Annotated in this window: 1 protein-coding gene; it reads right to left on the bottom strand. The window is 66.1% G+C overall.

Annotated elements, in window-relative coordinates; translation table 11 throughout:
- Positions 1-72: 72 nt before the first annotated feature.
- Positions 73-13,026 (bottom strand): non-ribosomal peptide synthetase, encoded by a 12,954-nt coding sequence (locus HU736_RS01130; protein ID WP_186698743.1) that lies wholly within the window; start codon positions 13,024-13,026, stop codon positions 73-75.
- Positions 13,027-13,160 lie beyond the last annotated feature (134 nt).

Raw genomic sequence — 13,160 nt, 5'->3', positions numbered from 1 at the left:
TAACCACAGGTTGAATTTAACGCTCGGCCAGGCGCCGGCGAGCGGGCGACAGGCGCCCGCCCGCCGCAGCTGTCAGAAGCCTTCCAGCTCGGCCATCAGGTCGCTCAAGCGGTCGACCTTGTCGTCATCCAGCACACTGCCCTGCAGCCCTTCGACATACAGCGCCAGCTCCTCCACCGTGCTGCACTCGAACATTGCCCGCAGCGGCACGTTCAGCTGCAGCTGCTTCTGCACCCGCGAGGCGATCTGAGTGGCCAGCAGCGAGTGGCCGCCAAGCTCGAAGAAGTTGTCGCGCACGCCTACCCGCTCGCTGCCGAGCACATCGGCCCAGATCGCGGCCAGTGTCACTTCCAGCTCGCTGCGCGGCGCCAGGTAGTCCTGGCTGTGCTGAGCACCTATATCGATGGCTGGCAGCGCTTTGCGATCGAGCTTGCCGTTGGCGTTGTGCGGCAGGCTGTCGAACCAGCCCCAGTGCAACGGCACCATGTACTCCGGCAGGTCGCTGCGCAGGCGCTGTTTGACCTGTTCAAGCAAGGCTGCATCGGCAGTCACGCCGTGATGCGCCACCAGATAGCCGACCAGATGCTTGCCGTTGACGCCTTCCTGCACACCGACAGCGGCGTCGCGGATCTCGCCTTGCTCATGCAGGCGCGCTTCGATCTCGCCCAGCTCGATCCGATAACCGCGGACCTTCACCTGATGATCGATGCGGCCGACGTATTCGAGCACGCCGTCTACCCGGCGCCGGGCCAGATCACCCGTGCGGTACAAGCGCTCTCCCGGCGCGCCGTATGGATGCGGGATGAACGCCAGTGCCGTGCGCACCGGGTCGCCGACATAGCCGCGGCCCACCCCGGTGCCGGCCACGCACAACTCGCCCACTGCACCCAGCGGCACCAGGGTCTGTTCTTCACCCAGCAGGTACAGCCGGTTGTTGTCGGTCGGCGTACCGATCGGCAGGTAGCTGCCTTCGGTCGACGCTGCATCGACGCGGAAGAACGCCACGTCATCCGAGCACTCGGCCGGCCCATAAGCGTTGACCAGGCCAATCGCCGGGTAGCGTTGCAGCCATTGCGCGGCCAGCTCGGGCGGCATCGCCTCGCCGGTTGGCAGCATCCAGCGCAGCCGGTCCAGGCGCTGCTCGGGGTTGGCGAGCATGCCCTGAATCAGCGACGGCACGCTTTCCAGCACGCTGATCCCGCTCGCCTGCACATGGCTGAGCAAGCCTTGCGGGTCATGCGCGATGGCGTTCGGCACGATCTCCACGCGGGCACCGAACAACGGCGCGGCGAGGAACTGCCAGACCGAAATATCAAAACTTTGCGACGCGGTCTGGGCGATCACGTCGTGCTCGTCCAGCCCCAGGTACGGCACCTTGCTCAACTGGTTGTTGAGCATGCCACGCTGCTCGACCATCACCCCCTTGGGCAAACCGGTGGAGCCGGAGGTGTAGATCACATAGGCGAGGTTGTCCGGGCCGCTGTAGACGCCTGGGTTATGGCTAGCCACGGCGCTGGCCTGAATTTCTTCCCACACCAGCAAGGTTGGCCGTACGGCACCGGCCAGCTCATCCAGCAGTTGCCGCGCCTGTTCGGCGTGGGCGGCGGTGCACACCAGCAGCGGCGTGCGGCTCAGCTCGACGATGCGTTGCAGGCGCGCCGCTGGCAAGCCGGGGTCGAGCGGCAGATAGCCCGCGCCGGCCTTGAAGCTACCGACGATCATGCCCAGCAGCGGCAAGCCACGCTCGGCCAGCAGGGCTACGGGTTGATCGATGGCGACGCCCGCTGCGAACAGCGCGTGGCCCATGCGGTTGGCGGCCAGGTTGAGCCCGGCGTAGTCATAACTGGCCTCCAGGCAGCGCGCCACGACCCGCTGCGGATGCGCGGCGACGCGTGCTTCAAACAGCTCGACATAGCTCTGCTCAAGGCTATAGGCGTGCTCGCTGCGGTTGCAGTCTTCGAGCAGGAAGCGATGTTCTTCAGCGCCGAGCAACGCCAGCGCGCTGACCTCGCCGTCAAAGCCCTCAACCAGCGCCAGCAGCAAGCGCTTGAACTCGGCCAGCAAACGCTCGACCGTGGCGTGATCGAAATAGCGCTGGTCAAACGACAGGTGCAGGCCTAGGTCATCACCGGGGTAGCACACTGCGGTCAGCGGGAAGTTGGTGTGGGTCCGGCCCGAGTCAGAGCTGGCATTGAGGTGCTGGGCGTGGTCGAGCACGGCGGTTTCCACTGGCGCATTCTCGAACACGAACAGGCTGTCGAACAGCGCCTGGCCCTTAGGCAGCTCGCTGCGCTCCTGAATCGCCACCAACGGCAGGTACTCGTATTCACGCAGCTCCATGTTGCGCTCGAGCAGGCCCTGCAGCCACTTCCGCACACTTTGCTGCTGCCCCGGCGCCGGCAATTGCACACGCAGGGCCACGCTGTTGATGAACAGGCCAACCGTGCGCTGCATCTGCGGCATACTCACCGGCCGCCCAGCCACGGTAACGCCGAAGACCACGTCGCGCTCGCCGCTGTAGCGCGCCAGCACCAGTGCCCAGGCCGCCTGGGCGAAGGTATTGATGGTCAACTGGTGGGCCTGGGCCAACTCGCGCAGGCGGGCGCCCTGCTCGACCTGAAGGCGGGTATAGCAGTCGCCGACGATCATGCCGTCACCGGCGTGGTCGTGGCGCAGCGGTCGATCGCTGGGCAGCGCCGTGGCACGCTCGAATCCGGCCAGGTTGGCTTGCCACCACTGGCGCGCTTCATCGAGATTCTGACGTTGCAGCCAGCCGATGTAATCGCGATAGCGCGGCGGCACTGGCAGTTGCGCCTGGCGGCCCTCACCGAGCGCCTGATAGATCTCGAAGAAGTCGTTCATCAGCAACGAGCGGCACCAGGCATCGATCAGGATGTGGTGATTGCTCATCATGAACCAGTAACGCTCGTCGGCCACGCGCACCAGGCGCAGGTGGAACGGCGCCTGGCTGAGCAATTCGAAGCCCGCTTCGCGTTCCTGCTTATGCAGCGCTTGCAGACGTTGCTCCTGGGACTCGTCATCCAGCTCGCGCCAGTCCTGATAGTCGACCGCGGTGTTGCCCGGCTTATGGATGATCTGCAGCATCGCTTCGCCGGCGCTCCAGCTGAACGAGGCACGCAGGGCTTCGTGGCGGGCGACTACCGCCTGCCAGGCCTGGGCAAAGCGCTGCGGCTCGAGCGCGCTGTTGATGCGGTAGCGGTCCTGCATGTAGTAGATGCCGGTGCCTGGCTCGAGCAGGGTATGCAGGAGCATGCCCTCCTGCATCGGCGTCATCGGGTAGACGTCGTCGATTTGCGCAGCGGGTACGGGCAGGCTGTCGATCTGCTCCTGGCTCAGGTGCGCGAGGGGGAAGTCCGACGGGGTGAAGCTGCCGTTGCCATCGGCCAGGCAATGGGCAACCAGCGCCAGCAGTTCGCGGCGATAGTCTTCGGCCAGCGCGGCGATGGTGGCGTGCTCGTAGCGCTCGCTGCTGAAGGTCCAGCGCAGTTGCAGGGCACCGCCGTAAACCTGGCCATCGACGCTGAGCCAGTTGGGCAGCGCTGCGTCGAGGTCGTGAGCCAGGCCCGCCGGCGCATCCAGCGGCTGGAACAGCGCATGCGCATCGAACTGCTGGTCGAACTGGCCGAGGTAGTTGAAGGTGATCCGCGCCTGCGGCAGCGCTGCCATGCTTTCGCGGCTGGCGGCGTCAGCGAGGTAACGCAGTACGCCGTAACCGATGCCCTTGTGCGGCACCTGGCGCAGTTGCTCCTTGATGCGTTTGATCGAGCTTGCCTGGGCCTGATCGTGGTCGCCTGGCTCGATGGCCAAGGCCAGTGGATAGGCATTGGTAAACCAGCCGACGCTGCGGGTCAGGTCGAGGTCTTCGAACAAGCCTTCGCGGCCGTGGCCTTCCAGTTGCACCAGCACTTCGCGGTCACCGCTCCAGCGGCACAGGGTGCGCGCCAGGGCGGTCAGCAGCAGGTCGTTGACCTGGGTGTGATAGGCCGCCGGCGCCTGCTGCAGCAGCTGGCGGGTTTGTTCGACCTCAAGGTTGATGCTCAGGGTCTGTGCATGTCGGTTGAGGTTGCCGCCCTGAGGATGATCGCAGGGCAGCTCACGGCGCACGCCAGCCAGTTGCGTCTGCCACCAGCCAAGCTCATCGCGCAGCGAGTCGCTGCCGGCATAGGTGACCAGACGCGCTGCCCAGTCGCCCATGGCATGGGTCTTGGGCGCGAGATTGGCGCCGCGGTACAGCGCCTGCAAGTCCTCGAGCAGCACCCGCCAGGACACGCCATCGACCACCAGGTGATGGATAACGACCAGCAAACGCTGCTGGCCTTGCCCATCACTGACCAGCAAGGCGCGCAGCAGCGGCCCTTGCTGCAGGTCGAGGCTGCGTTGCACATCGGTATACAGCGCCTGGCAGCCGTCCAGATCGGCGACCGTCGCCGTCCACAGCAGTTGCTCGCTGGTCGGCTGTTGATACTCGCCGTGCCAGCGACCGTTCACCTGACTGAAGCGCAGCCGCAAGCTGTCGTGCTGGACCAGCAACGCGGCCAGCGCCTGTTCCAGGCTCGCCGCCAGCAATGGCTCACGGACCTGCAACAGCACGGCCTGGTTCCAATGCTGCGGCTCGACCACTTCACTGTCGAAGAACCACTGCTGGATCGGCGTCAACGCGCTGCTGCCGACCCGCGCGCCCTGCTCGATCACGCTCGGCGCATCGCTGTGCCTGACCACCGCGGCGAGTGCCTGGATGGTCTGGTGTTGGAACAGGTCGCGCGGGGTGAACTGCAGACCCAGCTGGCGGGCCCGGCTGACCACCTGGATCGACAGAATCGAATCGCCGCCCAGCTCGAAGAAGTTGTCCTGCACGCCAACTCGGGTGACGTTGAGCACCTCCCGCCAGACCTGCGCCAGTTGCTCCTCGAGCGCATTCGCCGGGGCTTGATAATGCAGCTGCACCAGCTCCAGATCCGGCACTGGCAAGGCGCGGCGGTCGAGCTTGCCGTTGCCCATCAGCGGCAGCTGGGCGAGCAGCACCAGGTGTGCGGGGACCATATAGTCCGGCAGGTGCCGGCGGGCATGAGCCTTCAGCGCTTCGCGCAGATCGGCCTGGGTGACCGCGTCGGCGTTGGCCTGAGCGCAGACCAGATAACCGACCAGTTGCTTGCCGCCGGGCAGATCCAGCGCCAGCACCACGGCTTCGTCAATGTCGGCATGAGCTTGCAGGCGGCTTTCGATTTCACCCAGTTCAATCCGGAAGCCACGGATCTTCACTTGCTGGTCGGCACGGCCAACGTATTCGACCAAGCCATCAGCGCGCAGGCGCACGCGGTCGCCGGTGCGGTACAGGCGGCCGCCGTCGCGGCTGAACGGGTCGGCGACAAAACGCTCGGCGGTCAAACCGGGGCGGTCGTGATAACCCTGAGCCAGGCCGGCGCCGCCGATGTACAGTTCGCCGATGCCGCCCTGGGGCAACAGCGCCAGATCGTCATTCAGCACGTACGCGCTGCGAGCGCCGATCACTTGGCCGATCGGCACGCTGCCAGCGTCGGCCGGCAGCGTCGTCGGCGCCAGACACGCGAGCGGCATGACCACGGTTTCGGTCGGCCCATAGGCGTTGAACAGCTGCTGCGGAACAAACGCCTGGCGGATCCGCTGCAGGTGCTCGCCGGTCAGCGCTTCACCGCCGGTGATTACCAGACGCACTGGCAATTGCTCGGCGCTGCTGGCCAGGTATTGAGCCAGCTGGCTGCCGTAGCTTGGGGTAAAGCCAAGAATGTTCACCTGCTGCTCGCGCACCAGCTGGCAGATTTCCTCGGCGCCCCACTGCCCTTGCCCGCGCAAGACCACCCGCGCACCGCACAACAGCGGCGCCAGCAAGCGCTCACTGGCAGCATCGAAGTTGATCGAATAGAAGTGCAGCTCGCAGTCGTCGCTGCGCATGCCGAACGCGCTGATCACGGCCTGGCAATGCATGGCGATTTCGCCGTGGCTGACCACCACGCCCTTGGGCTGGCCGGTCGAGCCGGAGGTGTAGATCAGGTAGGCCTGATGTTGCGCCAGGCTGAGGTTGGTCAGCGCAGCATCACTGTAATCAGCCAAGGCTGCGGCATCATCCTCAAGGCACCAACGGCCGACAGTGGCCGGCAGCTCGCCGAGCCGCTCGAACAAATCGCGCTGGCCGAGCAGCAGGCCGATGCGGCTGTCTTCGATCATGTACTGCAGGCGTTGCAGCGGGTATTCCGGGTCGAGCGGCACATAGGCACCGCCGGCCTTGAGGATTGCCAACAGGCCAACGACCATTTCCAGCGAGCGCTCAAGTGCCAGGCCAACCCGCACTTGCGGGCCGACGCCACGCTCGCGCAGCACCCGCGCCAGGCGATTGGCCTGCTGGTCGAGGGCGGCATAGCTGAGGTGTTCACCGGCAAAGGTCAGCGCCAGCGCATCCGGGCTGCGCTGGGCTTGCACGCTGAACAGACCGTGCAGGGTGTCTTGCAGCTCGCCAGCAGGCTCGCCCTGCAATTGGTCAAGCAGCGCCTGTTGTTCGCCCGCGGCCAACATCGGCAGCTCGCACAGACGCTGCTGCGGGTCGGCGATCAGCCCAGCCAGCAGTTGTTGCCAGTGCTCGGCCATACGGGCGATGCGCGGTTCATCGAACAGGTCGCGGCTGTAGGTCAGGCAGCAGCCGAGGCGGCCGTCCAGGTCGGTAACTTCCAGGTACAGGTCGAACTTGGTCGCACTGGCGTCGTTGAGCAGGTAGTCGACTTGCATCCCGGCCAGCTCGCGGCTTTGCTGGAAGGCCCAGCGCTGCACGTTGCACATCACCTGGAACAGCGGGTTGTAGGCACTGCTGCGCGCCGGTTGCAAGGCTTCGACCAGTTGCTCGAACGGCAGGTCCTGATGTGACTGGCCGGCCACGATGGTGTCACGCAGTTGCTCGAGCAGGTCGCCTGCACGCATCTGCCCGTCCAGCTCGCAGCGCAGCACTTGGGTGTTGAGGAAGGCGCCAATAAGGCCTTCGCTTTCCGGGCGAATCCGGTTGGCCACCGGCGCACCGATGCGCAGGTCGCGCTGGCCGCTGTAGCGGTGCAGCAAGGCCGCCAGAGTGGCGGTCATGGTCATGAACAGGGTCAGGCCGCGCTCACCATTGAACGCATGCACCCGCGCCGCCAGTGCCGGGTCGAGGTCAAAGCGGTACAGCCCGCCCTGATGGCTCTGCACCGGCGGCCGTGGGCGGTCGCTGGGCAGTTCCAGCAGCGGCTGTTCATCGCCCAGCCGGGCCTGCCAGTAGGCCAGCTGGCGCTGGCCTTCGCCGCCTTCCAGCCATTGCCGCTGCCACACGCTGTAGTCCAGGTACTGCACTGGTAAAGGCGCCAGCGGCGACTCGCGATCATCGACAAAGGCTTCGTACAGCTCACCCAGTTCGCGGGCAAAGATGTCCATCGCCCAGCCTTCGGTGACGATATGGTGCAAGGTCAGGACAAAGTAGTGCTCGCGCTCGCCGGCCTTGACCAGGCAGGCGCGCAGCAGCGCACCGCGCTCCAGATCGAACGGCTGGTGCGCCTGTTGATCGGCCAGCGCTTGCAGGCGCTGTTGGCGCTGCTCGGCAGCCACCGCGCTGAAGTCATGCCACTGCACCTGCAATGGGCTGTGCTCGGCGACGCACTGGTACGGCACGCCGTCGATGTTCGGGAAGGTGGTGCGCAGGGTTTCGTGACGGGCAATCAACGCATGCAGGGCGCGCTCGAAGGCGTCCACGTGCAAGGTGCCGCGCAGGCGCGCCAGGCCGCCGACGTTGTAGGCAGGGCTGTCCGGCTCCATCTGCCAGAGGAACCACATGCGCTGCTGCGAATACGACAGCGGCACCGCCTGGCGCCGGTCGACCCGCGCAATAGCGCCTTGCTGGTTATGCTCGCCGCGCTCGCGCAGCCCGGCAATCTCGACACAGAATGCGCCCAGCTCGGTGGCATCGAACAAGGTCTTCAACGGCAGCTCGACGTCCAACGCCTGGCGTGTGCGCGAGACGATCTGGGTGGCCAGCAGCGAGTGGCCACCGAGGGCGAAGAAGTCATCCTGCAAGCCCACCTGCGGCACGCCGAGCACTTCGCGCCAGATTGCCGCGATCTGCTGTTGCAGCGCAGTGTGCGGCTCGACGTGCTGGCGTTGCTGCCAGACCGGCTCCGGCAGCGCCTTGCGCTCGATCTTGCCGCTCGGGCCGATGGGCATCTGAGCAAGGTGGATCAATTGCGCCGGGACCATATAGGCCGGCAGGCGCTCGCTCAGTGCGGCCAGCAGCGCGTAGCTCTGCTCCTTACCGGTGTAATAGCCGAGCAACTGCGCACCAACCGCGTCCTGATGAATCAGCACCACCGCCTGAGAGACGCCCCGCTGAGCCAGCAGGCAGGCCTGCACTTCTTCGGGTTCAACCCGAAAGCCACGGACCTTGACCTGCTGATCGAGCCGGCCCAGATATTCCAGCGCCGCATGCTCGGGCAACCAACGGACGCGGTCGCCGCTGCGGTACAGGCGCGCGCCGTTGCCATCGGCCTGCGGCACGAAGCGCTCGGCGGTCAGCCCTGGTCGGCCCAGGTAACCCCGAGCCAGGCCGACGCCACCCAGGCACAGCTCGCCCGGCACACCTGGCGGGCTCAGCTCGAGCTCGTCATCGAGCACCTGGCAGAGCACGTTGGCCAGCGGCCTGCCAATCGGTGAACGCTCGCCATCGCTGGGCTGGCAATGCCAATGGGTTACGTTGATTGCGGTTTCGGTCGGGCCATAGCGGTTGTGTAGGTGCACCTGCGGCAGTACCTGCAGAACCCGATCACGCAGGCTGGCCGACAACGCCTCGCCACCGGAGAACAGCCGGCGCAGGCTCGTGCAGCTCCCAGCCTGCGGCTCCTCGACAAACACCTGCAGCAACGGCGGGACGAAGTGCAGCGTGGTCACGCCAAATTGCTGCACCAGTTCGGCAATGCGCTGCGGATCACGGTGCTCGCCGGGGCCGGCGAGGACCAACGGGCAACCGGTGAGCAGTGGCCAGAAGCACTCCCAGACCGACACGTCAAAACTGATCGGTGCCTTCTGCAGCAGCACATCGCTGGCCTCCAGCGAATAGCTGGCCTGCATCCACTGCAGGCGCTCGGCCAATGCCCCATGGGTATTGCCGACGCCTTTGGGCTGGCCGGTGGAGCCTGAGGTGTAGATTACGTAGGCGAGGTTGTCGCCTTCCAGATGCAGCCCCGGCGCATGGCTTGGCCAGCTGTCCAGGTGCAACTGGTCAAGGGCGATCACGCTGACCTCGGCACGCTGCGGCAGCTGTGCCAGACAGTCGCTGTGGCTGAGCAACAGGCTCGCGCCGCAGTCGGCGAGCATGAATGCCAGCCGCTCGGCAGGGTAATCGACGTCCAGCGGCACATAGGCGCCACCGGCCTTGAGGATCGCCAGCAAGCCGACCAACAACTGCGGCGAGCGCTGCAGGGCAATCGCCACACAGGTATCGGGGCCGACACCTTTGTCGCGCAGGTAGTGCGCCAGGCGGTTGGCTTGCTGGTGCAGGCTGGCGTAATCGAGGCTGCCGCCGTCCCAGAGCAGAGCCGGCTGTTGCGGGGTCAGGCGCGCCTGTTCGTTGAGCTGCTCGACCAGCAAGCGCTGCGCCGCCGGCGCTGCGCACTGGCCCCACTGCAGCAATTGCGTGCGCGAGGCGGCATCAAGCAACTGCACATCGCCAAGCGCCAGCTGCGGCTGCGCGCTGACCTGTTCGAGCAAGGCCAGCAGGTGCTGCGACATACGCCGCACGGTGGCCGCGTCGAACAGCTCGGCGGCATAGTCGAAGGCCAGGCTGAGGCGGCCCTGCTGGTCTTCTTCGCTGTGCAGTTGCAGGTCGAACTTGGCTTCACGGCTGTGCCATGGCAACTCTTCGGCGAGCAAACCAGGCAGGCGGCGCAGCGCCGACAGGTCGCGTTGCTGATGGTTGAACATGACCTGGAACAGGCCCTGCTCACGAGCCTGCGGCAGTGCTTCAAGCAGTTGCTCGAACGGCAGGTCCTGATGCGCCTGCGCCTCGATCGTGGCCTGACGCACCTGGGCCAGCAACTGGCTGAACGGCTGGCGGCCATCGAGCTGCGCACGCAGCACCTGGGTATTGATGAAGAAGCCAACCATGCCCTGAGTTTCCAGGCGTGGGCGGTTGGCATTGGGCACGCCAACGCGGATGTCGGTCTGCCCGCTGTAGCGGTGCAGCAGGCCCTGCCAGGCGGCCAGCAGGACCATGAACAGGCTGGCCTGTTGCTGCTCGGCAAGCTGCTTGAGCGCGGTGGTGAGCTGGGCCGGGACTTTTACGCTGAGGCGCTCGGCGCGCAGTGTGCGCTGGCTTGAACGCGGCTGATCGGTGGCCAGATCGAGCACCGGCAGATCATCACCCAATTGCGCTTGCCAGTATTCGAGTTGTGCCGCGGCCGCGCCCTCGGCCAGCCACTGGCGCTGCCAGATGCCGTAGTCGGCGTAGCCCAACGGCAGCGCTGGCAGGCTGACGTGCTGGCCCTGGCAGCGGGCCGCGTACAGGCGAGCGAACTCATCCAGCAGAATGTTCAGCGACCAGCCGTCAGCGACGATGTGGTGCAGCGTCAGCCACAGCTGGTGCTGCTCATCATCCAGCCGCGCCAGAGTAGCGCGCAGCAGCGGCCCATTGCCCAGATCGAACGGCTGCTGCGCCTCGGCTTCGCGGCGGGCCGCAACCTGCGCGGGGTCCAGCCCATGCAGGTCAAGCTGAGCGAGTTCCAGTTGCAGCTCAGGCAGCACCCGTTGCAGGGCCTGGCCGTCGACTTCGCTGAACACCGTACGCAGCGATTCATGCCGGCTGACCAGCGCTTGCAGGCTGTGCTGCAGCGCGGCAACGTCGAGTTCGCCGCGCAGGTGCAGCCCGGCCGGGATGTTGTAGGCTGCCGACTGCGGTTGCAGCTGCCACAGTAGCCACAGGCGGTTTTGCGCCAGCGACTGCGCCAGTGGCTGAGCGCGGCCGCGCACGTCGATCTGAGTGCGCTGCTGACCGCCGTCAGCCAGCAGTGCAGCTACCGCTGCGCTGTAGTCAGCCAGCAGCGGGGCGTCGAACAGGGTGCGCAGGCTCAGCTCGATGCCAAGCTCGTCTGCCAATTGCGCGGTCGCCTGCGTGGCGGCAATCGAGTTGCCACCCAGCAGCAGGAAGTGGTCATCGGCCGCCACCGCTTCGACCTTGAGCAGGTCACACCAGATGGCAGCGATGCGCGCTTGCAGAGGCTCTGTCACAGGAGCCACCGACGCCACGCTGCTGATCGCAGGGAAGCGCGCGTAGCAATCAAGGCTGCCGTCATCCATGCGCTGGCGACAGGCCGCGCGTTGCAGCTTGCCGCTGGAAGTCTTCGGTAGCGCGCCGGGGTTGAGCAGCAGCACTGCTGCCGGTGCCTGCCGACAGGCATCGGCGATCACCTGGCGCAGGGTCTTGATCAGCGCCTCGGAAGCGGTCGACTTCTGCACATTGCGGCTCACTTCGACAGCGACACCGATGCCCTCCTCGCCGTTGTCGTCGACGACGAATACCGCCACCCGCCCCTTGCGCAGCCCTTCGACTTCGCGCTCGAGGGTCTGCTCAAGGTCCTGCGGGTAGAGGTTTTGCCCACGTACGATGAGCATGTCTTTCAGGCGCCCAGTGACGAATACCTCGCCGTCGCGGATAAAGCCCAGGTCGCCAGTGCGCAGCCAGGTCTGGCCGTTCATCTCGACGAAGGTGCGTGCCGTCGCTTGCGGGTTGCGCCAATAGCCACGGGCGATGCTCGGGCCGGCGGCCCAGATTTCCCCGACCTGGTTATCCGCCAGCAGCTGTTGCTGCTGTGGCTCGACGATGCACACGGCGTGCTCGGGTTGCGGATAGCCGCAGCTCATCAACACACTACCCTCGCCGCTTTCGATACGGTGCTGGGCCAGCGCCTGGGCATCGACCTGCAGAGCAGCAATGCCTTGCGCGCGACGGCTGCCGCTGACGAACAAGGTGGCTTCGGCCAGGCCGTAACTGGCGAAGTAGCTGCTGCGCTCGAAGCCGCATGGCTGAAACTTGCTGGCAAAGGTTTCCAGGCTGTCCTGACGGATCGGCTCGGAACCCGAATACGCCACCCGCCAGCGGCTCAGGTCGAGCCCGGCCAAGGCCGCTTCGCTAACCCGTTCACTGCACAGGCGGTAGGCAAAATCCGGCCCGCCGCTGATGGTGCCGCCGTACTCGCTGATCGCCTGCAGCCAGCGCAGCGGCCGGGCCAGGAAGTACCCCGGCGACATCAGCACACACGGCACACCACTGAAGATCGGCTGTAGCAAGCCGCCGATCAAGCCCATGTCGTGGTACAGCGGCAGCCAGCTGACGATGACGTCGTCGGGGTTCAGGTCGATGCCAAAGCCCTGGCGAATCAGTTGCTCGTTGGCGATCAGGTTGGCATGGCTGACCTGCACGCCCTTGGGCAATGCGGTAGAGCCTGAGGTGTACTGCAAGAAGGCGATGTCATCGCCCGCCAACTGCGGCTCGCGCCACTGCGCCGCCAGCGCCGGGTCGAGCTGGTCGACCGCCAGCAACTGCGGCGCGCCGTCAGCAGCGAGCGCGTCAAGTTCCTGCAGGCTGTCGCGCAGTGCTTCCACGGTCAGCAGCAAGCGCGGCTGGGCATCGTCGATGATCGACAACAGGCGCTGTTGATGATGGCGCTTGGCAGACTCTGGCGGATAGGCCGGCACGGCAATCACACCCGCATACAGGCAGCCGAAGAACGCCGCGACGTAATCGGCACCGCTGGGGAACAACAGCACCGCCCGATCACCGAACTCGGCCCGCGCCTGCAGTGCTGCGGCGATGGTCCGCGCCCGCGCATCCAGCGCCTGATAGGTCAGTACTGCCTGCTCGCGCGGGTCATCGGCCAGAAAGCGCAAGGCGATCCGCTCGGGGGTCTGCTTGGCGCGTTGCGCCAGGGCCTGGACCAGCGAGTGCGGGAGTTCGAAGGCGTCCGTCATGGGTGTTCCTGCCAGTGTCTGGGTAAGTCGGGCCTGGGCGTTGCCTCGCTGAATGCGGGCGGCGTAGGCGGCCTTGGGTACACAGGGGAACGGATGGGCAGGACAAATAATTAACAGTGCGGGCAGCGAGGGGG

Source organism: Pseudomonas shirazensis (genome assembly GCF_014268785.2).
Lineage (GTDB): Bacteria > Pseudomonadota > Gammaproteobacteria > Pseudomonadales > Pseudomonadaceae > Aquipseudomonas > Aquipseudomonas shirazensis.
This window is presented reverse-complemented; position numbering and strand designations above follow the sequence as displayed.